Annotated in this window: 18 protein-coding genes, 1 tRNA gene and 1 riboswitch; of the genes, 9 read left to right on the top strand and 10 right to left on the bottom strand. The window is 69.4% G+C overall.

What is annotated here, in order from left to right:
- Nucleotides 1-521: 521 nt before the first annotated feature.
- A riboswitch (SAM riboswitch) is annotated at nucleotides 522-612 on the top strand.
- A 216-nt stretch (nucleotides 613-828) separates the two neighbouring features.
- On the top strand, nucleotides 829-1,842 hold the full coding sequence (locus SSMG_RS33425; RefSeq protein WP_009083441.1) for a methionine ABC transporter ATP-binding protein: 1,014 nt from the start codon (nucleotides 829-831) through the stop codon (nucleotides 1,840-1,842).
- Nucleotides 1,843-1,951: 109 nt separating this feature from the next.
- Here the strand turns inward: SSMG_RS33425 and SSMG_RS33420 are convergent, their stop codons facing one another.
- The gene (locus SSMG_RS33420; RefSeq protein WP_050788340.1) at nucleotides 1,952-2,227 is read right to left on the bottom strand and encodes a hypothetical protein; all 276 of its coding nucleotides are present in this window, start codon (nucleotides 2,225-2,227) and stop codon (nucleotides 1,952-1,954) included.
- A 243-nt stretch (nucleotides 2,228-2,470) separates the two neighbouring features.
- Between SSMG_RS33420 and SSMG_RS33415 the strand changes: the two genes are divergently transcribed.
- The 3 genes from SSMG_RS33415 to SSMG_RS33405 all read left to right on the top strand — a co-directional run bounded on the left by SSMG_RS33415 (nucleotide 2,471) and on the right by SSMG_RS33405 (nucleotide 7,026).
- Nucleotides 2,471-3,439, top strand: coding sequence for a 4-(cytidine 5'-diphospho)-2-C-methyl-D-erythritol kinase (locus SSMG_RS33415; protein WP_009083437.1), 969 nt, complete (start codon nucleotides 2,471-2,473; stop codon nucleotides 3,437-3,439).
- 37 nt (nucleotides 3,440-3,476) lie between these two features.
- Nucleotides 3,477-5,246 (top strand): ABC-F family ATP-binding cassette domain-containing protein, encoded by a 1,770-nt coding sequence (locus tag SSMG_RS33410; protein ID WP_009083435.1) that lies wholly within the window; start codon nucleotides 3,477-3,479, stop codon nucleotides 5,244-5,246.
- A gap of 91 nt (nucleotides 5,247-5,337) precedes the next feature.
- Nucleotides 5,338-7,026: a fatty acyl-AMP ligase gene (locus SSMG_RS33405; RefSeq protein ID WP_037715680.1), complete on the top strand. Its 1,689-nt coding sequence runs from the start codon at nucleotides 5,338-5,340 to the stop codon at nucleotides 7,024-7,026.
- A 209-nt stretch (nucleotides 7,027-7,235) separates the two neighbouring features.
- On the opposite strand, the gene SSMG_RS33400 is transcribed toward SSMG_RS33405, so the two are convergent.
- The 3 genes from SSMG_RS33400 to SSMG_RS33390 form a co-directional block, all read right to left on the bottom strand.
- Nucleotides 7,236-7,604, bottom strand: coding sequence for a DivIVA domain-containing protein (locus tag SSMG_RS33400; protein WP_009083431.1), 369 nt, complete (start codon nucleotides 7,602-7,604; stop codon nucleotides 7,236-7,238).
- 412 nt (nucleotides 7,605-8,016) lie between these two features.
- Nucleotides 8,017-8,610 (bottom strand): aminoacyl-tRNA hydrolase, encoded by a 594-nt coding sequence (gene pth / locus SSMG_RS33395; RefSeq protein WP_009083430.1) that lies wholly within the window; start codon nucleotides 8,608-8,610, stop codon nucleotides 8,017-8,019.
- 10 nt (nucleotides 8,611-8,620) lie between these two features.
- Nucleotides 8,621-9,220 (bottom strand): 50S ribosomal protein L25/general stress protein Ctc, encoded by a 600-nt coding sequence (locus SSMG_RS33390; RefSeq protein ID WP_037715678.1) that lies wholly within the window; start codon nucleotides 9,218-9,220, stop codon nucleotides 8,621-8,623.
- A gap of 325 nt (nucleotides 9,221-9,545) precedes the next feature.
- Here SSMG_RS33390 and SSMG_RS33385 point away from each other — a divergent pair, with 325 nt between their 5' ends.
- Both SSMG_RS33385 and SSMG_RS33380 read left to right on the top strand, forming a co-directional pair.
- Nucleotides 9,546-10,661: a hypothetical protein gene (locus SSMG_RS33385; RefSeq protein ID WP_037715675.1), complete on the top strand. Its 1,116-nt coding sequence runs from the start codon at nucleotides 9,546-9,548 to the stop codon at nucleotides 10,659-10,661.
- Nucleotides 10,662-10,763: 102 nt separating this feature from the next.
- Nucleotides 10,764-11,408, top strand: coding sequence for an NAD(P)-dependent oxidoreductase (locus tag SSMG_RS33380; protein ID WP_009083427.1), 645 nt, complete (start codon nucleotides 10,764-10,766; stop codon nucleotides 11,406-11,408).
- A gap of 55 nt (nucleotides 11,409-11,463) precedes the next feature.
- Here SSMG_RS33380 and SSMG_RS33375 read toward each other — a convergent pair whose 3' ends face one another.
- The gene (locus SSMG_RS33375) at nucleotides 11,464-12,309 is read right to left on the bottom strand and encodes a triacylglycerol lipase (protein WP_037715671.1); all 846 of its coding nucleotides are present in this window, start codon (nucleotides 12,307-12,309) and stop codon (nucleotides 11,464-11,466) included.
- Nucleotides 12,310-12,419: 110 nt separating this feature from the next.
- Here SSMG_RS33375 and SSMG_RS33370 point away from each other — a divergent pair, with 110 nt between their 5' ends.
- The gene (locus tag SSMG_RS33370; RefSeq protein ID WP_009083425.1) at nucleotides 12,420-13,097 is read left to right on the top strand and encodes a TetR/AcrR family transcriptional regulator; all 678 of its coding nucleotides are present in this window, start codon (nucleotides 12,420-12,422) and stop codon (nucleotides 13,095-13,097) included.
- On the opposite strand, the gene SSMG_RS33365 is transcribed toward SSMG_RS33370, so the two are convergent.
- The gene (locus tag SSMG_RS33365; protein ID WP_009083424.1) at nucleotides 13,033-13,905 is read right to left on the bottom strand and encodes a TIGR03621 family F420-dependent LLM class oxidoreductase; all 873 of its coding nucleotides are present in this window, start codon (nucleotides 13,903-13,905) and stop codon (nucleotides 13,033-13,035) included. The genes SSMG_RS33370 and SSMG_RS33365 overlap by 65 nt on opposite strands.
- Nucleotides 13,906-13,999: 94 nt before the next feature.
- On the opposite strand from SSMG_RS33365, the gene SSMG_RS33360 reads away from it, so the two are divergent.
- Nucleotides 14,000-14,425 carry a pyridoxamine 5'-phosphate oxidase family protein gene (locus SSMG_RS33360; RefSeq protein WP_009083423.1) on the top strand — a complete coding sequence of 142 codons (426 nt, stop codon included), beginning with the start codon at nucleotides 14,000-14,002 and terminating at the stop codon, nucleotides 14,423-14,425.
- Between the two features lie 780 nt (nucleotides 14,426-15,205).
- On the opposite strand, the gene SSMG_RS33355 is transcribed toward SSMG_RS33360, so the two are convergent.
- The 4 genes from SSMG_RS33355 to SSMG_RS33340 form a co-directional block, all read right to left on the bottom strand.
- On the bottom strand, nucleotides 15,206-16,186 hold the full coding sequence (locus SSMG_RS33355) for a ribose-phosphate diphosphokinase (protein WP_009083422.1): 981 nt from the start codon (nucleotides 16,184-16,186) through the stop codon (nucleotides 15,206-15,208).
- Entirely contained in the window at nucleotides 16,183-17,679 is a 1,497-nt protein-coding gene (gene glmU / locus SSMG_RS33350) for a bifunctional UDP-N-acetylglucosamine diphosphorylase/glucosamine-1-phosphate N-acetyltransferase GlmU (protein ID WP_009083421.1), read from the bottom strand. Before glmU ends, SSMG_RS33355 begins: the two co-directional genes overlap by 4 nt.
- Nucleotides 17,680-17,724: 45 nt before the next feature.
- Nucleotides 17,725-19,404, bottom strand: a complete 1,680-nt coding sequence (locus tag SSMG_RS33345; RefSeq protein ID WP_009083419.1) for a diguanylate cyclase — start codon at nucleotides 19,402-19,404, stop codon at nucleotides 17,725-17,727.
- Nucleotides 19,405-19,494: 90 nt separating this feature from the next.
- Nucleotides 19,495-19,566 (bottom strand) — tRNA-Gln (locus SSMG_RS33340).
- A gap of 197 nt (nucleotides 19,567-19,763) precedes the next feature.
- On the opposite strand from SSMG_RS33340, the gene SSMG_RS33335 reads away from it, so the two are divergent.
- On the top strand, nucleotides 19,764-20,723 hold the full coding sequence (locus SSMG_RS33335; RefSeq protein ID WP_009083418.1) for an acyl-CoA desaturase: 960 nt from the start codon (nucleotides 19,764-19,766) through the stop codon (nucleotides 20,721-20,723).
- Nucleotides 20,724-20,911 lie beyond the last annotated feature (188 nt).

Below are 20,911 nucleotides of genomic sequence, written 5' to 3'. Positions count from 1 at the left end.
ACGGGTATTCCGGATGGAGCCCATTAGTTTCGCTGCGTTGTCCGGTGATCTTGGGTCGTCGCTGATTGTGGGTCATTCGTCGTCGTAGAGCTACGCTCGGTGATCGTGCCTGGACCCCGGAAACCGCCCGCCACCTGTGACGAGCGGCTCGGCATTCGGGGGAGCTTGCTTGCTCCACACCCCGCATTGTTCAGCGGCCCCGCCCGAAGGTGCTTCGCTTCCCTGACCTATCTCGGCCCCGCTGCGAACCCGATTGTCCGGGCCACGCGGCCCGCGAGCGACCCCCACTTGACAACGAGAAAACTCTTGTTCCACAAAGCTCCTTGATCGTCCACAGTGGAACGAACTTGTTCGCCGCCGGGCTCCGCCGCGCGCGTTTCGCAGGTCGAGGCACTGTTCGGCGACCGAGCTTCCGGGTTTCCGGGTCCTGGACGCCGGGTCCCGGCATGCGGGCACCACCAGACGTGTGATCTGCACCAACGCGCTTGCGTTCAGCCAATGGGATCGGCTTTACTCGAAAGCGTCCATCCCGAGCGACTGAGAGACCTGGCTCGCCGAAGTCGCAGCAACCACCCTCCGCAGGGCAGGTGCTACCGCCAGGACCGATGGAGGCTGTTTTCGATGAAGAGGGTCACCCGCCCGCTCCTGCTGACCCGCCGGCGCGTAGTCGACGAAGGTCGCCGCTCGGTATGTGCGTGTCGACGCTCCATGGTCATCGCCTGATCGTTTTTTCCGCAGTTTTCTTGCGCCGTCCACAGTGGACGGTAATTCGATGACGCCTGGCGCGCCCGGAAACGGCGCTGCGCCTCGTTTGCCTGGAGCCCTTTCGTGATCACTGTCGAAAACGTGTCCAAGTCCTTTCCCTTCCACGGAAATCGTGTCGCCGCGCTGCGCGACGTGAGTGTTGACGTGCAAGCCGGTTCCCTGTTCGGGATCGTGGGTCCGTCCGGTTCCGGCAAGTCGACCCTCGCCCGCTGCATCGCGCTGCAGGAGCGTCCCGACCGCGGCGTCGTGCGCCTCGACGGCCTCAACACCGCGACGCTCGACGGCAAGCGGCTGCGGGAGATCCGCCGCCAGCTGGGTGTCGTCGGGACCAAGCCCGAGCTGATCGCCGAGCGCACCATCGCCGGCAACATCGCCAGCCCGCTGGAGCAGCTCGGCGTCGACGGCCCGCAGCGGCGCAGCCGGGTCGGTTCGCTGCTCGACCTCGTCGGCCTCACCCCGCGCGCCGCGCAGAAGCCCGAAGAACTCACCGAAGGCCAGCTCCGCCGGGTCGCGGTCGCGAAGGCGCTCGCCGCCGGACCGGCGGTGCTGCTCGCCGACGACCCGACCGCCGGGATCGCGGCCGAGGACGCCGGCGCGGTGCTCGCCGTGCTCGACCGGGCGCGGGCCGAGCTGGGTGTGACGGTCGTCGTCACCACGCCGGACGCGGACGTCGTCCGCCGGGTCTGCGACGACGTCGCGGTGCTCGACAACGGTGCGATCGTCGAACGCGGCACGGTGCTCGACCTGATCTCGACGCCGGACAGCTGGACCGCGCAGGCGGTGCTGCCGTCGATCGAGACCTCGCGCGCCCAGTCCGCGAAGTACGACCGCGCGGTCGACGTCGTCCTGATCGGTTTCGCGTCGGTGGGCGCCCTGCTGCCCGAGGCGGCCAGCCGCTTTGACGTGGAGCTCGCCACCATCGGCGGCGGTCTCACCCGCATCGGGGACACCCCGATCGCCCGGTTCCGCCTCGGCGTCCGCGGCGAGCGGGCCGACGCCGCGCTGTCCTGGATCTCCGACCGGGGCGCGCACGTGAGCCAGCCGGCCCGCGGTCCGCAGAGCGTCGTCGCCGCCTGAGTTTCCCTTTGCCCAAGCGGTTTTCGAGGGCCGTCCCCTTTCGGCGGGGCGGCCCTCGCCGCGTCCGCGGGACACCTCGCCCCGGGAATCAGGACACCTGGGCGAAGTTCTAGGACAGCTGTCCTGAAGGTTGTCCATTGTGGTCGTTCCGGCGAAGAATCTCCGCTAGCTCCGGATCCGCGTGCGCCTCGGCGGTCTGCTTCCACTTCGCCACGAGGGCGGCGAAGGGCACCGGATTGCCGAGCGATTCGGCCCGCTCCGAGGTCTCGACCAATTCGCCGACGAACGCGTGCAGCTCTTCCTTCGACAGATACCGCGCCCACGGGAACGCGGCGGGCAGCGCCTCGGCGGCGAGCGCGACCGTCGCGGCACTGCCGCGCGTCAACTCCGCCAGGATCGTGCCGGTGGCCGAAACCCGGCCGCTGCCTGCTCGGCGGTGACCAGGAGCAGATCGGGTTTGTCCTTCTCCCGTCGGCGAATCCGGAGGTTGACTGCCGGTACGCGTCCAGTTACCAAGTAGTTCCACATTAGCCCGCCTGGCCACCTCGGGACGACGACTGGGGGAACTTCCGTGCCGACGTTTTCTCCTGGCGGGACCTGGCGCGCGGCAGCCACGTAGGCTGGACGGGTGCTCGCCGTCGTTCCACCACCAGTCACCGTCCGGGTCCCGGCCAAGGTCAACCTGCACCTGGCCGTCGGCGACCTGCGGGCGGACGGGTTCCACGAGCTGGTCACCGTCTTCCAGGCGCTTTCGCTCACCGACGAGGTGACCGTCGCGGCCGCCGACGAACCCGGGCTCGAGGTCTACGGCGAGGGGGAGCGCACGGTGCCCACCGACGGCGCCAACCTCGCCTGGCGCGCGGCGCGCGAGCTGGCCGCCTACGCCGGACGGCCGGACGCGGATGCGCCGAAGGTGCGAATCGTGCTGCGCAAGGGCATTCCGGTGGCCGGCGGCATGGCGGGCGGGAGCGCGGACGCGGCGGCGGCGCTCGTCGGGCTCTCGTCGCTGTGGAAGCTCGACGTCACCCGCGACGAGCTGGCCACCATCGCCGGCCGTCTGGGCAGCGACGTGCCCTTCGCGCTGTACGGCGGCACCGCGCTCGGCACCGGGCGCGGCGAGCAGCTCGTGCCAGTGCTCGGGCGGCACACGTTCCATTGGGTGCTGGCCTTCGACGAGGAAGGCTTGTCCACGCCGAAGGTGTTCGGCGAACTCGACCGGTTGCGCGCCGATGGCAAACCGCCGCGGATCGGGTCGCACACGCCGGTCGTGGAGGCGCTGGCGTCGGGAGATCCTCGCCAACTCGCCCTGTTGCTCGGCAATGACTTGCAGGCGGCCGCGGTGTCGCTGCGGCCCGGTCTGCGCCGCACGCTGCGCGCCGGGGTGAACGCCGGCGCGCTGGCCGGATGCGTGTCCGGCTCGGGGCCGACGTGCGCGTTCCTGTGCTCCGACGCGGAAACCGCGGTCGAGGTGGCCGCGGAGCTGTCCGGCGCGGGAGTGTGCCGGACGGTGCGGGTCGCGCACGGCCCGGTGCCCGGCGCCCGGGTGGTCGGCGGCGACGACGCGCCGCGCAACGCGCCGCCGCGCGTGCACGCCTGAAACTTTGCCTCAATAGTCCACAGTGGAAAGGATCCGGATGGCCAACCTGGTCAACCTGGAATCGGTGAGCAAGTCCTACGGTGTGAAGCCGTTGCTGGACAACGTTTCCCTCGGCGTCGCCGAGGGGCAGCGCATCGGGGTCGTCGGGCTCAACGGCGGCGGCAAGACGACGCTGCTCGAAGTCCTTTCCGGACTGAGCGAGCCGGATTCCGGCCGGGTGAGCCAGGTGCGCGACCTGCGGATGGCCGTCGTCACCCAGCGCACCGAACTGCCCGCGGGCAGCACGGTCGGCGACGTGGTGCTGCAGCGCTACGGAGCCGAGCACGAATGGGCCGCCGACGCGCGCGTCCGGTCTATTGTGGACGGTCTCGGCATCACCGCGATCGGCCTCGACACCCCGACCGCGAACCTGTCCGGCGGCGAACGCCGGCGCGTCGCGCTGGCCGCCGCGCTGACCGGCGAACTGGACCTCGTGGTGCTCGACGAGCCCACCAACCACCTTGACGTCGAAGGCGTTCGCTGGCTCGCCGATCACCTGCTGGGCCGCCGGATCGCGGTCGTGGTCGTGACGCACGACCGGTGGTTCCTCGACACCGTCGCGAGCCTCACCTGGGAGGTCGCGAACGGCCGGGTCGAGCAGTACGAAGGCGGTTACGCCGACTGGATTTTCGCGCGCGCCGAACGCGCCCGGCTCGCCGCGACCGCGGAGGAGAAGCGGCAGAACCTGGCGCGCAAGGAATTGGCGTGGCTGCGGCGCGGTCCGCAGGCGCGTTCCTCGAAGCCGCGCTACCGCGTCGAGGCCGCCGAGGCGCTGATCGCCGACGTGCCGCCGCCGCGCGATTCCGTCGAGCTGATGGCGTTCGCGAAGCGGCGGCTCGGCAAAACGGTGCTGGAGCTGGAAGACGTTTCGCTCGCGGTCGGCGACCGGACGCTGCTCGACCACGTCACGTGGCGGATCGGCCCGGGCGACCGGATCGGTCTCGTCGGCGTGAACGGCTCCGGCAAGACCACGTTGCTGAAACTGCTGGGCGGCGACGTCGAATCGCCGACCGGACGGCGCGTGCAAGGCAAGACGGTCGCGCTCGCGCACCTGCGTCAGGAACTGGACGACCTGCCCGCCGATCTTCGCGTGCTGCAAGCGATCGAGCACGTCTCCGGCCGCGTCGTGTTCGGCAAGCAGGAGATGACCGCGTCGCAGCTCGGCGAGAAGCTCGGCTTCCCCGCGGCCCGGCAGTGGACGCCGGTCGGCGACCTGTCCGGCGGGGAACGGCGCCGGCTGCAGCTGTGCCGGTTGCTGATGGCTGAGCCGAACGTGCTGCTTCTGGACGAGCCGACGAACGACCTGGACATCGACACCCTGCAGCAGCTCGAAGACCTGCTCGACGGCTGGCCGGGGACGATGGTGGTGGTCTCGCACGACCGGTACCTGGTCGAGCGCGTCTGCGACGCCACGTATGCGCTCCTCGGCGACGGCAAGGTCACCCACCTGCCGGGCGGCATCGAGGAGTACCTGCAGCGCCGCGCCCGCGCGAAGGAGGCCGCGCCGCGTCGCGAGGCACCGGCGGCGGAGAAGACCGAGGCCAAGCGGAGTGCGGCGGAAACCCGTGCGGCGCAAAAGGAATTGGGCAGGTTGGAGCGGAAGCTGGACCAGCTCGCGAAGCGGGAGGACAAACTGCACGCGGCGCTGGCGGAGGCGGCCACCGACCCGGAGAAGCTGATCGAGCTGAACACCGAGCTGAAGGCCGTGCTGGCGGAGAAGGACGACGTCGAGGCGCGCTGGCTGGAGACGTCCGAACTCGCCGAGTGACGGGTGCGTCCGCCAGCTGTCCGCGTCCGGACATCCGCTGTTCGCGCCGCCGCGGGCAGGCCCCGGGAAACCGGACAGTAATCTGACGCACATGAGTCGGTTTGTGGACACACTCGTCGGGAACGCGACGGACCGGGGGCAACGGCGCGGCATGGTGACCGGCGAGCCCAAGGAGCCGGTGCGCCGGACCTGGGCGCAGGTGCACGAGGAAGCGCGCCGGATCGCGGGCGGGCTGGTCAGCGGCGGTTTGAAGCCGGGGAGCGCGGTGGCGGTGCTGGCCGCCGCGCCGGTGCTGATCGCCCCGACCGTGCAGGCGGTGTGGCTCACCGGCGGCAGCGTGACGATGCTGCACCAGCCGACGCCGCGCACGGACCTCGCCGAATGGGCCGAGGACACGGTGAAGGTGCTCGAGATGATCGGGGCCGAGCTGGTCGTGCTCGGCGAACCGTTCGACCAGCTCGCCCCGGTGCTCGAGGGCAAGGGCATCGGCTACCGGCTGATCTCCGAGCTGGCGGACGCGGAACCGCTGGCCGAGATCGTGAAGACGGACGAGGGCGACACCGCCCTGCTGCAGCTGACCAGCGGATCGACCGCGGAGCCGAAGGCCGTCCGGATCACCTACGGCAACCTGTACACCAACGTCAAGGCGATGGTCGACCGCGCCGAGTTCGAGTTCGACACCGACGTGATGGTGTCGTGGCTGCCGACCTTCCACGACATGGGCATGGTCGGCTTCCTGACCGTGCCGATGACGTTCGGCGTCGAACTGGTCAAGATCACGCCGGTCGAGTTCCTGACCGGTCCGCTGATCTGGCCGGAGCTGATCAGCAAGTACGGCGGCACCACGACGGCCGCGCCGAACTTCGCGTACGCCATCGTCGGCAAGCGCATGGCCCGGGTCGAGGACGACAACGCCTACGACCTGTCGAAGCTGCGCATCGCGCTCAACGGCGCGGAGCCGATCGACGAAACGGCCGTCGCGACCTTCGTGGACGCCGGGAAGCGGTTCAAGATGCCGCCCGAGTGCGTGTTCCCCGCCTACGGCATGGCAGAGGCGACGCTGGCGGTCTCGTTCGCGCCGCTGTTCACCGGTCTCACGCTGGACGTCGTCGAGGCCGACGCGCTCGAAGCGGACAACCGCGCGGTGCCGGTGCCCGAAGGCGACCCCCGCCGCGGCACGGACGAGGTGCGCTCGTTCGCCCTGCTCGGCCGCCCGCTGGACGGGTTGGAATCGGACATCGTCGACGAATCCGGTGCGGTATTGGGCGAACGCCAGGTCGGCGAGATCCGCCTGCGCGGCGAGGCCGTGACCCCCGGTTACCTGACCGTCAACGGCCCGCTGGACACCCAGGACGCGGACGGCTGGATGAAGACCGGCGACCTGGGCTACCTGGTCGACGGCCAGATCGTGATCTGCGGCCGTCGCAAGGACGTCATCATCATGGGCGGCCGCAACCTGTACCCGACCGACATCGAACGCGCCGCGGGCTCGGTCGAGGGAGTACGGGCAGGCAACGCCGTCGCGGTCCGCCTGGACGCAGGCAGCCGCCGCGAACGCTTCGCGGTGGTCGTGGAGTCCAAACTGGCCGGTGACGCCACCGAGGAAAACCGCCTGGCGAAGGAAATCGCCGCCCGGGTCCGAGACGCGGTAGACATGCGCCCCTTCGCAGTGGTGGTGCTTCCGGCAGGAAGCCTGCCCAAGACCCCGTCCGGCAAGGTGAAGCGCGCCGCGACCGCAGTCCAGTACGCAGACAAAATCGCGAAAAACGCGGACGCCTAACCGGCACCGCTGCACTCAACCAGCCAGGCACCCAGACCCGGCCCTGCACCCCGATACGAAGCCAAAAACGCGGTCTGGGGGTGCTCGTCAAGGCATCTTTCCCGCCTTGACAAGCACCCCCAGACCGTCGTCACGATCCAGCTTCGGGGTGCCCACGCAACCACTAGAACGCGATGTGCGAAGCACGAGCAGTCAGCGAAGGCCCGCGCTCACCTCCCCGGCAACCTCTCCACCGGCGCCTCAGCGACCACTGGCCAAGCAGCCCGCCCCGCAGTGGCCTCCGTATGGTCCCGGCTCCCCGGAATCACCGGAGCCCTCCTTCCGGACCTCTCGGCCAGCTGCGTCTCCACCTCGTCGAGAAACTCGTCGACCTCGCGCTCGTCGTATCCGCGCTTGCCGATCAACGGCTTGGAGAACAGCACGTGGTGGACCTCGGCCGCGGTGAGATCGTCCTCGTCGGCGAGCGTCTTGGCGATCCGCCGCACGAAGTCGTCGACCTCCTGCTTGGCGTAGCCGCGGCGGCCGATCGGGGCGTTACCGAAAGCGACCTCAGCGAGATCCTCGGCGGTGAACGGCATGGATCATTCTCCGATTCAGGGTCGGGGTGGTGCGAACTCCTGCCGTCCGTCCTAACCGGTCCCGGCCACCCCGGGAAGCCCGCACCCGCCCGGACGACTCGATCAGGGTCGCAGAAGACGCCCATCGAGTGAGAATTCCATCACGCACCGCCACCGCGGCTCACCCACACGCACAACCGGAACGGAGCCGCTTTGTGCTCCCCGGCGATCCACGGCACGAACGTCCGTGAGGGGCTCCTTGAGGGAATCAGATTCCCTCAAGGAGCCCCTCACAGACCTTCAGCCACGCCACCATGCGCGACGGCTGCTGGGAACCCCCCAATGTGGCATTGGGTGCGTCAGATGCACCCAATGTGGCGTTCGGTGCGTTGAGCGCACCCAATGCCACATTGGGGCGGATCGGGCAAAGCGCTCAGGCGGCGTGGAACGCGTTCTGCGCCGCGGCCAGACCCCGCGAAATCAACGCCTCGGTGGCGTCCGCGCACCGGTCGATCTCGAACGGGAGCTCCTTGCGCTCGACCGTCGAGAAGTCCTTCAGCACGAAATCCGCCGGATCCTGCCTGCCCGGCGGCCGCCCGATGCCGAACCGCACGCGGTAGTAGTCCCGCGTGCCGAGCGATTTGGTGATGGACCGCAGTCCGTTGTGTCCGTTGTCGCCGCCGCCGAGCTTGAGCTTCAGCGCGCCGAAATCGACGTCCAGCTCGTCGTGCACCACCACGACGCCGGACGGCGGCACCTTGAAGAACCGGGCCGCGCCGACGACCGGGCCGCCGGAGAGGTTCATGAACGACCTCGGTTTCACCAGCACCACGCGGGCACCGGCCAGCCTGCCCTCGAGCACCTCGGCCCCGCTGCGGTGGGCCTTGAACTTCCCGCCGATCCGGCCGGCCAGCTCGTCCAGCACCATGAACCCGACGTTGTGCCGGTTCCCGGCGTACTGGGGCCCGGGATTGCCAAGGCCGGCGAGCAGAATCAGCTCGCCGGCCCCGGGCAGGTCTTCACTCACGAAAGCGAGTTTATTCGGCCGCCTCGGCGGCGGCTTCCTCGGCTTCGGCGTCCTCGTCAGCGGTGCCGCGCGGGGCCTCGTTGACGGCGACGACGAGCGCCTCCGGGTCGGTGACCAGCTCGGCGCCCGCCGGCAGGCTGATCTGGCCCGCGGTGATCTGGGTGCCGGCCTCGATGCCCTCGACGGAGACCTCGAACTGCTCGGGGATGTGCAGCGCCTCGACCTCGACCTGGATGGTGTCGATGTCCTGGGCGACCAGGGTGCTGGGGGCGGCGGTGCCGGTGACGACGACCGGGACGTCGACGGTGACCTTCTCGCCGCGCTTGACGACCAGCAGGTCGACGTGCTCGATGTAGTTCTTGAGCGGGTGGACCACGATGGTCTTGGTCAGCGCCAGCTCGCTGGAGCCCTCCAGGTCGAGCGTGATGACGGCGTTGGTGCCGTTCTCGCGGACGACGCGGGCGAACTCGATGGCCGGCAGCGCGAAGTGCCGCGGGTCCGAGCCGTGCCCGTAGAGCACCGCGGGGATTTTGCCGGCGCGACGGGTGCGGCGGGCGGCACCCTTTCCGAACTCGGTGCGCGGTTCGACGGAAAGACGTACCTCGGACACGGTGTAGCACTCCTTCAATCACACGACGTGCGGCAGGGGGCGGCGGGATCGTCGATCTCTGCTCGGGGGCGGTTGTGCACGGCGGCGAGATTGCGGGCGTGAGCAGACCACGGGGCTTCTCGAGCCGCCGCGTCGATCACGCCGGGCACCTACAGGCGCACCCGCCTCGCCGAGACAACCCGAGAAGTGTAAACCAGCCGGTCCGTCCCGGCGTGCACCGGGTCTGAGCAGGCTCCCCCGGGCGGGTGGGTGACGACACAAATCCCGTCCCGCCCGCCGATCCCGCGGGGGTGGCATGATTTCCGCGGAAAGAGGGGCGGCCGACATGCGGGCTCGATGGACTGCGACAGCACTGGTGCTGCTTGGTGGGCTTCTCGCGGGCTGCCAGGTCGCGGTGACCGGCACGGCGGGACTGTCCGATGCCGACCGGCAACTGGCTGCTGAGCGTGCGCAGCAGCAAACGGCGGTCGATGCCGCGCTGCGGGCGCTGGAGCAAGCGCCGGCGCTGCAGTACGACGCGACGCTGAAGGACGGCTCCGGCAATCCGGCGACGCTGACGTACCGCGTCGCGCGCGACGGCAACGGCTTCGGCGCGCTGCCGCTCGAAGGCAAGTCCGTGCGGATCGCCGAACCGGACGGGCAGTTGTACCTCGCGGCCGACGCGGACTACTGGAAGTCGCACGGCCTGGAGGAGAACAGCACCCAGTTCGGCGGCGGATGGGTGCACACCGTCGGCAGCGAACTGCCGGTCGATCCGGCCGCGCGGATGGCCCCGCCGAAGCTCGCCGCCGAACTGCGCAAGGCGCTCGGCGGACTCGGGTCCGGCGCGCCGCGCAAGCAGAAGCTGGAGGACGGCACCGAGGTGTACGACCTCGGCGGCGCGCTGCAGGTGACCACCGCCGAACCGCACCGGGTCACCGGGTTCGCGCCGGCGCTGCTCGATCCGCGCGGCGGCCCGAAGCTGGGGGCGGCGTTCCGCGTCCGGCCGCTGGCCGACGCCGAGATCAAGCAGTTCCACAACGATTTCAACGCCGCGGTCGACGCGATCGGGCAGCCGTTCGACGGGCTCGCGCAGGCGAGCGTCACGGTGCTCAACGACAAACTCGACTGCCAGGACTACGTCGGTTCCTGCAAGACCACAGTGGACGTTTCGAACAGCGTCGTCGGCAATCAGCCCGGCTCGAAACCGAATGTGCACATCAAGCTTTCGGTGGAGATCAGCGCGGACACGCTCGGCTCGCAAAGCTGCGCCACGGAAGGCGACGCCGCCGCGGACGCGACCATCACGATGTCCTGTTCGGTCAAATTCACCCTGCCCAACCGCACCGCGAGCTATCAGGTGCTGGCGAAGCCGACGGCGGTCGCCGAGGTGCGGTCACCGGTCGACGCGAACGCGGTGAAGGCCAAGCTGGCCGCCGCTTTCGCCGCGATCGGCGGCTGACCTGCACGCTCACCTCCAGGTGCGTTGCTTCCGTTGAAGTAGCCGAAGATCCGTCCCTACCATCGGCGGCATCGAGACGGGCTTTCTTTCAAGGAGCGGCAAATGAGCAAGCTGGTGGTATTCGGCGCGACGGGATTCGCCGGCGGCCGGATCGTCGACGAGGCGCTGCGGCGCGGGCACTCGGTGACCGGGGTCGCGCGCAAGGCCGAGGGCTTGCCGGCGGAGGTCGAAGCGCGGTCGGGGTCGATGCACGACGCGGAATTCGTCGCTTCGGTGACCAAGGGCGCGGACGTGCTCGTGATCGCGACGCCGGGCCGCGCGGACGACCAGGGCCGCCGTCTGGTGGACGCCTTGCCGGCGCTGGTGGAAGCGGCCCGCGCGAACGGCGCGCGGCTGGCGTTCGTCGGCGGCGCCGGTTCGCTGCGCGTCAGCGAGGACGGGCCGCGCGTGATCGACACCCCGGACTTCCCGGAGGAGTACAAGCCGGAGGCGGGCAGCCACGTCCTCGTCCTGGAGGCGCTGCGCGAGCTGCCGGACGACGTCGACTGGTTCTACGTCAGCCCGGCGGCCGAGTTCGGTTCCTGGATCCCCGGCGAGCGCACCGGTAAGTTCCGCCTCGGCGGCGACGTGCTGGTCAGCGACGCCGACGGCCGCTCGCACATCAGCGGCGCGGACCTGGCGATCGCGTTCCTGGACGAGATCGAGGAGCCGAAGCACTCGCGCGCCCGGTTCACGCTGGCGTACTGAGCACCGGACCCGGTGGTGCGGTTTCGTTCGGCACCACCGGGTTGTCGGGTGCTCGTCAGCCAGGAGATCCTGCGGTGCACACGAATTTCTCGGGGTGCGCCGGGTCGAGCGCGTTGGTCACCAGGTTCCAGACGTTGAGGTCGTAGGCCTCGCCGATGTGCCCGACCGGGTCGAACGGGCAGGTGTCCTGGACGTATTCGTTCGTGACGCCCGGTTCGCGCACGAAGGACGTTTCGGTCGGCGTGACCAGTTCGTCGAACCGCGACGTGAGCATTGTGTAGCGCACGCCGGGCTGCGCGATGGGTCCGTTCGTGAGCGTTCGGACCGCGCTGCCGTCGGTGATCAGGTTGTCGCAAGCCGGGCAGCCGAACGCGGTGAGCGCCTGGCCGACTTGGTCCCGCGCACCCAGCAGATAGGCCAGTTTCGTCAGTCCGGCGAAGGTGGTGCCGTACGTGGGCGGCGCGATGGCGACGACCGAGCCGATGCGGTCGGCGATGCCCTGCGTCTTGGTGACGTACAGGGTCTGGAATCCGCCCTCGGAGTGGCCGACCAGATCCACTTGCGCCGCACCGGTTTCCGCCAGCACCTCGCCGACGAACTGCTTGATTTCCGTTGCGGAGTCGGCGATCGGGCGAAGTCCGCCGACGAGCGGGAATTGCGGATACGCGCCGTAAGTGCGGCTGAAGGTGCAGTATCCCTTGGCGGCGACGTGGTCTTGCAGGTAGTTCAAGTCCTCATAGGACGTCGCGCCGAGTCCGTGCAGGAACACCACCGGACGCGGATGCGCCGCGCTCGGCCGGCACGCCGGATCGTTGACGCCGCCTGCCGTGGCGGCGGTGGCTGGGGCGGCGAACGCGGCGGTCAGCAATGCCGCGGCGGCCAGGACGATGCGCAACCTCATCGGAGCGGTCCTTCCCTGTCGTCCTTGACAGTCGATACCCGGAGGTATTGGATACCTGAAGGTATTGAGCGGGCTGAGCCAGTGTCAACCCCCGGACGAGGGAGAAGCCGATGACCGGCCGGACGCGGCCGACGCGGGCGGAGACCCGGCGGCGCATCCTCGACGCGGCCTTCGCCGTGTTCGGGGAACAGGGCATCGCCGCGACGAAACTGACCGAGGTGGCCGCGGCGGCCGGGTTGACGAAGGGCGCGGTCTACTCGAGTTTCGCGTCGAAAGACGAACTGGTGCTGGCGTTGATGGAAGAGCACGCCGCGCACCGGCTCGAAGCCAGCCTGGCGAGTTTCGCCGAGGCGGATGACGGCGGCGCGGGGCTGGCGAACGTCGCCGCGGTGCTGATGTACGAAATGCGCGCCGACGCGGTGTGGCACCGGCTGCTGGCCGAGTTTTTCGCGATGGCGCACCAGGACGACCGGCGGCGCGACGCATTGCGCCGGCGCCGCCGGGAGGTCCGCGACACGATCGCGCGTGCGTTGAACCGGCTAGCCGAGGGGTTGGACCTCGAACTTCCGTTGCCTGCCGAGGAATTCGCCGTCGTGCTGCTCGCGTTGAGCAACGGTTTGGCGGTGGAAGCCGACATCGACGACGAAGCTGTGCCGGACGGTCTCCTTGGCAAGGTGCTGACGCTCATCGCCGGAGACGCCGTGGCGAAGGTGCAGGCAGCCGCTAGCGGCCCCGCAGTTCCGCCACCACCGGAGCGAAAGTCTCCATCATCGCCTCGAACACGGTGAAGTAGGAGAAGCCGTAGCGTTCGCGGTGCGCGATCAGCTGCTGCACCATTTCGTCCACCGTGCCGAAGAGAAGTTGCGGTGCTTTGAGGAGTTCGTCGACGTTCGCCGCGCTGCGTTCCTCGGTTTCGGCGTGCCATTCCGCCGCGGCCTCGCGCCGGTCGTCGGTGACCACGACGCGCTGGATCAGCATGTTGTAGTCGATCTCGCGATCCCCTGCCAGGGAACGGAAATACGCGACGCGCTCGTCCATCGCCACGTCGTTGTCGAGCACGAACGTGCCCGGCGGACGGCCGCGGTCCTGGCGAAGCCCGGCGAACCCGGCGATGTCCGCCTGTTCCGCCGCGAGCTTCAGCACTCCGTCGCTGTTGCCCGCGATCAGGAGCTTTGGCATGCCGCCCTCGTCCTCGACGCGCGTGCACAGTTCGTCGAGACCTTCGGTGAGGTAGGCGATGCGGTCGGCGGCTTTGCGCCACGGCAGTCCGGCGTCGTCGAACTCGTGCTTCATGTGGCCTGAGCCGAGGCCGAGTTCGAAGCGGCCTCCGGTGAGTTTGTTGGTGGTGGCGACGTCGCGGGCGAAGAGCGCGATGTTGTAGAAGGGCACATTGGACACCAAAGTGCCGACGCGCACCCGCTCGGTCACCGCCGCCGCGGCCGTGAGCGCGGGAAACGGCGACAGCCGCCCCGGCCCGAGGTGGTCGGGAACGGTCAGATGGTCGTAGCCGAGTTCCTCGGCCCGCCGGCATTTTTCGGTCCACTCCGTGCCGTTGGCCGTGAGCCGCAGGCTGACGCCGAATTCGAATTTCCCCATGCTGTGACGCTAGCCAGTCCCGGACGGGTGACGCATCGGTTTTCGCCCCCGGCGGAACCCGGTTTTTGTCGTACCCGGTCGCTAGCTTCGGGGCATGGTGTTGTCGAAGGAAGAACGGGAACAGTTTCTGGCCGAACCGCACATCGGCGCGCTCTCGGTGGTCGAGCGCCCGGACCGCGCGCCTTTGACGGTGCCGATCTGGTACCAGTACACCCCGGGCGGCGAACTGTGGGTGATCACGGAACCGGACTCGCGCAAGGGGAAGGCGATCCAGGCGGCGGGCCGGTTCAGCCTGATGGCGCAACGGGTCGAGCCGACGGTCCGGTACGTGTCGGTGGAGGGCCCGGTGGTGCGGACCCGGCCGGGCAGCTACGAGCTGACGTGGGAGATGGCGTCGCGCTACCTGCCCGCCGACAAGGTGGCCGGGTACGTGGAGTTCGAGCGGACCCAGCTGGGCGAGCACATGGCGTTCCACATGCGCCCGGAGAGGTGGCTGTCGTCGGACATGGGCGCGGTGTGAGGGGGTTGATGCGGGGCTTGCGGTGAGGGCTTCGCGGTGGTGGTGGGTGGGTGGGTTCGGGGGAGGGGGGAGGGAGAGAACACCGAGAACGGAAGGGTGAGGGGTACTTTTGGCTGACTAGGGTGGCGCGATTGCTCGAAAGAGGTGCCGGACAAGGGCGTCGCTGCCGCGGCGGTCATGCCTGCGTATGGCGTTGCCTGCGTGCGGCGTTGTCTAAAATATGGCGTTGTCTGCGTATGGCGTTGCCTGCGTGCGGCGTTGCCTGCGTATGGCGTTGCCTGCGTATGGCGTTGCCTGCGTGCGGCGTTGCCTGCGTGCGGCGTTGCCTGCGTGCGGCGTTGCCTGCGTATGGCGTTGTCTGCGTATGGCGTTGCCTGCGTGCAGCGCTGCCTGAGTGCGGCCCTGCCCGCGTATGGCGCTGCCCGCGAACGGCATTGTCCGTGCGCTGGCTGTCCGCAGTCTGTCCGGGTGCGGTGCTGAGGCGTGCGGTTCCGCCCGAGCGAGGTGCCGTCTGCGCGTGGCGTGGAGCGCGGATTTCTGGCGAAGGCAGTCAGCTCGGATCGGCAGCCTGGGGTCAGGCGTGCTTCTGCCTGCGATGGTGCGGTCCGCTTGTGACCCTGTCGTCCGGAGGAATCTGCCCAGGCACAGCGGCGTTGGTCGGGCGAGCCTCGTCCCGGCGAACGGGCGTGGTCGTCAAAACGACGCGACCCGAGCCAGCGGACACGACCTGCTCCAGGCCGCGCCGCCAACTCGGGCCGCGTCGTCAGAAACTGCTGAGACTCAGGCGTTGCCGTCGAACAGCGACGTGACCGAACCGTCCTCGAAGACCTGCTGGATGGCCTCGGCCAGCATCGGGGCGATGGACAGCACCGTCAGTCCCGGGAAGCGCTTCTCTTCCGGGATCGGCAGCGAGTTCGTCACGATGACCTCGCGGGCCTTGCACTGCGAGAGCCGCTCGGTGGCCGGGTCGGAGAGGATGCCGTGGGTGGTCGCGATGACCACGTCCGCCGCGCCCTCCTCGAGCAGGGCCTCCGTCGCCTTCACGATCGTGCCGCCGGTGTCGATCATGTCGTCGATCAGCACGCAGAGCTTGCCCTCGACCTTGCCGACCACGCGGTTGGCGACGGCCTGGTTCGGCTTGTCCGGGTCGCGGGTCTTGTGGATGAACGCGATCGGCCGGTCGCCGAGCTGCTGCGCCCACTTCTCGGCCAGGCGCACGCGGCCCGAGTCCGGCGACACCACGGTGATGTCGGCGTTGCCGTACGTCGCCTTGATGTGGTCGGCGAGCACGGTCTGCGCCATGAGGTGGTCGACCGGGCCGTCGAAGAAGCCCTGGATCTGCGCGGTGTGCAGGTCGACCGTCATGATCCGGTCCGCGCCCGCGGTCTTGAACAGGTCCGCGATGAGCCGCGCCGAGATCGGCTCGCGGCCCTTGTGCTTCTTGTCCTGGCGGGCGTACGGATAGAACGGCATGACCACGGTGATCCGCTTGGCGCTCGCGCGCTTGAGCGCGTCCACCATGATCAGCTGCTCCATCACGTACTCGTTGATGGGCGTGGTGTGCGCCTGGATCACAAACGCGTCGGTACCGCGCACCGACTCCTCGAACCGCACGAACAGCTCGCCGTTGGCGAACGTGTGCGCGGTCTGCGGGGTGATCGTCACGTTGAGGTGCTTCGCGACCTCTTCCGCGAGCTCGTGGTGCGCACGCCCGGAGAAGAGCATCAGATTCTTCTTCGGCGTACCTGACTTCGGACTCATGCTGGCGACTCCCCGTCGGTTCCTGCTGCTGACTCGGACACAACGGTGTCCTGCTGCTGGGCGGCGAGAGCGGCTTCCGCCGCCTCCGCCGCGGGCGTACCCGGCCTGCGCCGGACCGCCCAGCCTTCGATGGTGCGCTGCGGACCGGCCGACAGCGCCAGTGAGCCAGGCGGAACGTCGTCGCGGATCACCGCACCGGCTCCACTGTAAGCGCCGTCCCCGATCCGCACCGGCGCGACCAGCGTGTTGTCCGCCCCAAGCCGGACATGCGAACCGACGACGGTCTGGTGCTTGCTCACCCCGTCGTAGTTCACGAAGACACTGGAACAGCCGATGTTGCTGTGCTCGCCGACGATCGCGTCGCCCACATACGTGAGATGCGGCACCTTCGTCCCGGTGCCGATTTGCGCGTTTTTCGTCTCGACGAACGCGCCCAGCTTGCCCTTCGCGCCGAGCTTCGTGCCCGGGCGCAGGTACGTGTACGGGCCGACATTCACGCCGTCGCCCAGCTCGGAGCCCGAACCGTGCACGCGGACGACCGAAGCGCCCGCGCCGATCCGCACGTCGGTCAGCGTGGTGTCCGGGCCCACAACAGAGCCCTCGCCGACCGAGCAACGGCCCTTGAGCTGGGTGTTCGGCTCGATCAGCACGTCGCGGGAGAGCGTGACGTCCGCCTCGATCCAGGTGGTGTTCGGGTCGGTGACCGTGACGCCCTCGCGCTGCCAGCGGCGCACGATGCGGCGGTTGTACTCGGCGCCGAGTACCGAGAGCTGCACGCGGTCGTTCACGCCTTCGGTCACCCACGGGTCGTCCACGACCAGCGCGCCGACGCCCTTGCCGTCCTCGCGCGCGATGCCGAGGACGTCGGTGAGGTAAAGCTCACCCTGCGCGTTGTCAGTGGACAGCCGCGAAAGGCCGTCGATCAGCACGGCCGCGTCGAAGGCGTAGACGCCGGAGTTGATTTCGGTGATCGCCCGCTGGTCCGGCGTCGCGTCCTTGTGCTCGACGATCGCGCTGACCGAACCGTCGGCGCCGCGCACGATGCGGCCGTAGCCGGTGGGGTCGGCGACCTCGGCGGTGAGCACGGTGACCGCGTTGCCGGTCTTGGCGTGCTCGGCCCGCAGCGCTTCCAGGGTTTCGGTGTCCAGCAGCGGAACGTCGCCGTAGCTGACGAGGACGGTGCCGGTGAGCCCCTCCGGCAGTTCGGCCAGCGCGCACGAAACGGCGTGCCCGGTGCCCTTCTGCTCCTCCTGCACGGCGGTGGCGACCTCGCGGCCGAGCGTCTCGCCGACCCGGTCGAGTTCGGCGCGCACGGCGTCGCGGCCGTGTCCGATCACGACCACCAGATGCTGCGGCGCGAGGCCGGCGGCGGCGCGCACTGCGTGTTCCACCAGCGGCCTTCCGGCGATCGGGTGCAACACCTTAGGAGTGGAGGAACGCATGCGGGTGCCCTCACCCGCAGCGAGGATCAGCGTGCTCAGCGGGCCGCTCACGAGTCTCCCAACGATTCACCGGTGCGTTGACGAGCACCAACGATCCTACGTGGGGTCCTCAGCGCTCCACGCGGGGTCGGTCGGAGCCGTTTCCCCAGGCCAGCCGCCCGTGCCGTCGCCTGCCATCGAGTTGGCCGACGCGACCTGGTTGCCGCCGCCGCGTTTCGCCTCGTACATCGCCGCATCTGCGCGCGCGAGCACCTGCTCGGCCCGCTCCTGCGGACGCAGCGACACCAAGCCGATGGACAGCGTCACCCCGTGCGAGAGGTGGTGCGGGAGCGTCGCGACGGACTTGGCCGCGCGGCCGAGCGCCATCTTCGCCGCCGACGCCGGGGCGCCGGGCAGCAGCACGATGAACTCGTCGCCGCCGTAGCGGGCCACCACGTCGTCGCCGCGCAGGGCATCGCGCAGAGTGCTTGCCACAACACGCAAAACGTTGTCGCCCTCGGCGTGCGACTGCTTGTCGTTGACGCCCTTGAACCCGTCGAGGTCGACCAGCGCGACCGCGAGCGGCTGCGCGTCCGCCGACGACGCCAGCGCGCGCAGCCGTTCGTCGAGCGCGCGGCGGTTCGGCAGGCCGGTGAGCGGATCCTGCAGCGCCTGCTGGGTGATCGCGCCGTGCTCGGCGGAAAGCCGTTCATGCTCGCGGCGCGCGTTCAGCGTGGCGATCTGCGATTCGCGCAGCGCCCACATTTCGGTTTCCAGCGCGGTCGCGTAGTCGATCAGCGACTGGCTCGCGGCTTCCGGGTCGAGCCGGGCGAGTTCGCGGGAGAGGGTGAGCCGCATCGACGGCTGCGAGACGTCCTTGGCCAGCACCTCGCGCGACTCCCGCAGCACCTGCAGCGCGTCCGAGCGGCGGCCGGCCGCGTCGAGACAGCGGGCCAGCGCGATCGCGACCAGTTCCTGCTCGTGCGGGTAGTGGTGGCCGAGATGCATGCCCTGAAGCCGGTCGACGTGCTCGGCCGACGGGTTGTGCAGCGCGAGCGCCGCGGCCAGCACGCCGACCTGGTCGACCGCGGACACGCCGATCTTGCGCGGGAACAGCGATTCGGCGAACGGGCCCTCCGCGGCCACCGCCATCGACGCGGCGGTGCGGAACTTCTCCGCGGATTCGTCGTACTGCTCGATCCGCTCGAGCCGAAGGCCCCAGCCGAGCAGCATCTTGACGCGGTTCATCAGCTGCAGGGTGATCTCGTGCGGGCTCGCGCTTTCCCGGATCGCCTGGTGCGCGCGGCCGATCACCTCCTCGGCGGCCTCGTAGACGCCGAGCTGGTTGAGCACGATCCAGCAGTCGATGAGCGCCATCGACTGCATGCGGTTCCAGTTGCGGACGCCGACCTGGCGGTCCGGGATCGTGGAATCGTCGAGGATCGCGAGCGCGCGGGCGATCTCGGTGAGCGCGGCGTCCTCCTGCGCGGCGAGCACGAGCCGGCGCCCGCGCAGCGCGTGCGCGTCCGCGCGCAGCAGGGACAGGCCGTGCCGGCGGGTGTGCGCGAGCATTTCGTCGAGCCGGGGTTCGGCCTCGGCGGCGAGGCCGCGGGTCACGAGCCGGGAGAAGGCGGAGGCGCGCAGCAGCTGGGCGACGAGCGTGGGTTCACCCCGGCGGAGGGTTTCTTCGAGCAGCTCGTCCATGATCTTGACGATCTCGAGCTGGTTCTCGTGCTCCTGGCGCTGAACGGCCGCGATGAGTTCCCGCGCGCGCCCGACCAGCCACGCGTCCGACATCTCGACCAGGGTCGGGCGGCGGGCGCCCGCGGGGTCGCTCGGTTCCTCGCTCAGCCGCCCCCACTCCCATCGCCCTCGCCGGATGTGCAGCTCCGCCGCCAGGATTCGAACCTGAACTGTCAGAACCAAAATCTGAAGTGCTGCCGATTACACTACGGCGGATCGGTCCTGGTCAGGATAGCGATGATCGAGGACGGCGGCGCCAGGAGGGGGAGGCGTGCGCCACAGACCCGTCCCGGGCACCGGGCAATCGGACTTTTCGGGCCTCCACAGCGCCGGAAACCTCCTGTACCGTAACTTACGACACCGTAGGTAAGGGCACCCTTCGCAAGGGGTTGTGAGAGGAAAGAAGTGAGCGCATGACGGCCACCCTCGATCGTTCTCAGTCAGCGGGCGACCCGCCAAAGGGGCCCAAGCCGATCATCGAAGGACAGCGGTCGATCGGCGTCCAGCTGTCGGTGTACTTCGGGGTGCTGCTGCCGATCGTGGCGCTGCTGGTCGCGGTTCCGTTCGCCTGGGGCTGGGGGCTGACCTGGCTGGACGTCGCGCTTTTCGTCGTGTTCTACGGGATCAGCGGCCTCGGCATCACCGTCGCTTACCACCGGCACTTCACGCACGGCTCGTTCAAGGCGAAGCCGTGGCTGCGCGTGGTGATGGCGATCTCGGGCAGCATCGCGTTGCAGGGACCGGTGATCACCTGGGTGGCCGACCACCGGCGCCATCACGCGTTCTCCGACCGCGACGGCGACCCGCACTCGCCGTGGGCGTACGGCACGTCGCCGCTGGCCATCGCCAAGGGTTTCTGGCACGCCCACATGGGCTGGCTGTTCGAGCGCGACAAGAGCAACCAGGGCCGGTTCGCGCCGGATCTGGTGAAGGACCCGGCGATCCGCAAGGTCGACGACCTGTTCTGGCTGTGGTCGCTGGTGAGCCTGTTCGGCCCGGCGCTGCTGGGCGGCCTGCTTTCGTGGTCGCTGTGGGGCGCGGTGACCGCGTTCTTCTGGGCGGGCCTGGTCCGGATCTGCGTGCTGCACCACGTGACCTGGTCGGTCAACTCGATCTGCCACATGATCGGCGAGCGCCCGTTCGCCGCCCGCGACCGTTCGGCGAACTTCTGGCCGCTGGCGATCTTCTCCTTCGGCGAGTCGTGGCACAACCTGCACCACGCCGACCCGACCTCGGCCCGGCACGGCGTGAAGCGCGGCCAGATCGACATGTCGGCGCGGCTCATCTGGATCTTCGAAAAGTTCGGCTGGGTGCACGACGTGCGGTGGCCGACCCCGCAGCGGCTCGCCCGGATCGCGGCGCAGGCCAAGTAGTTTTCCTTGCCGGGCTTGGTTTTCCCGGCCCGCTCTGCCGAACGAACCCCGTCGCTCCGGCGGGGTTCGTTCGTCTCGACCGGCGGCTCCCTGAAGCCGGCCGGGGCCGAGCCCGCTACCCTGCTGCGAATGGCGGCGAGACGACGGGCGAAGCGAGAAGCGGCGGTCACCGGCGCGCGGCCGGCCGC

Source organism: Streptomyces sp. AA4, assembly GCF_000158875.1.
Lineage (GTDB): Bacteria > Actinomycetota > Actinomycetes > Mycobacteriales > Pseudonocardiaceae > Amycolatopsis.
The sequence above is the reverse complement of the archived record's forward strand: the minus strand, read 5'-3'. Positions and strand labels throughout refer to the sequence as shown.

Bases quoted from the DNA above. Each gene is read 5' to 3' on its own strand.
- SSMG_RS33410 (WP_009083435.1), top strand. From the start codon at position 3,477: ATGGCCAACCTGGTCAACCTGGAATCGGTGAGCAAGTCCTACGGTGTG.
- SSMG_RS33405 (WP_037715680.1), top strand. From the start codon at position 5,338: ATGAGTCGGTTTGTGGACACACTCGTCGGGAACGCGACGGACCGGGGG.
- SSMG_RS33400 (WP_009083431.1), bottom strand. From the start codon at position 7,604: ATGCCGTTCACCGCCGAGGATCTCGCTGAGGTCGCTTTCGGTAACGCC.
- SSMG_RS33385 (WP_037715675.1), top strand. From the start codon at position 9,546: ATGCGGGCTCGATGGACTGCGACAGCACTGGTGCTGCTTGGTGGGCTT.
- SSMG_RS33380 (WP_009083427.1), top strand. From the start codon at position 10,764: ATGAGCAAGCTGGTGGTATTCGGCGCGACGGGATTCGCCGGCGGCCGG.
- SSMG_RS33375 (WP_037715671.1), bottom strand. From the start codon at position 12,309: ATGAGGTTGCGCATCGTCCTGGCCGCCGCGGCATTGCTGACCGCCGCG.
- SSMG_RS33370 (WP_009083425.1), top strand. From the start codon at position 12,420: ATGACCGGCCGGACGCGGCCGACGCGGGCGGAGACCCGGCGGCGCATC.
- SSMG_RS33365 (WP_009083424.1), bottom strand. From the start codon at position 13,905: ATGGGGAAATTCGAATTCGGCGTCAGCCTGCGGCTCACGGCCAACGGC.
- SSMG_RS33360 (WP_009083423.1), top strand. From the start codon at position 14,000: ATGGTGTTGTCGAAGGAAGAACGGGAACAGTTTCTGGCCGAACCGCAC.
- SSMG_RS33355 (WP_009083422.1), bottom strand. From the start codon at position 16,186: ATGAGTCCGAAGTCAGGTACGCCGAAGAAGAATCTGATGCTCTTCTCC.
- SSMG_RS33345 (WP_009083419.1), bottom strand. From the start codon at position 19,404: ATGTCGGACGCGTGGCTGGTCGGGCGCGCGCGGGAACTCATCGCGGCC.
- SSMG_RS33335 (WP_009083418.1), top strand. From the start codon at position 19,764: ATGACGGCCACCCTCGATCGTTCTCAGTCAGCGGGCGACCCGCCAAAG.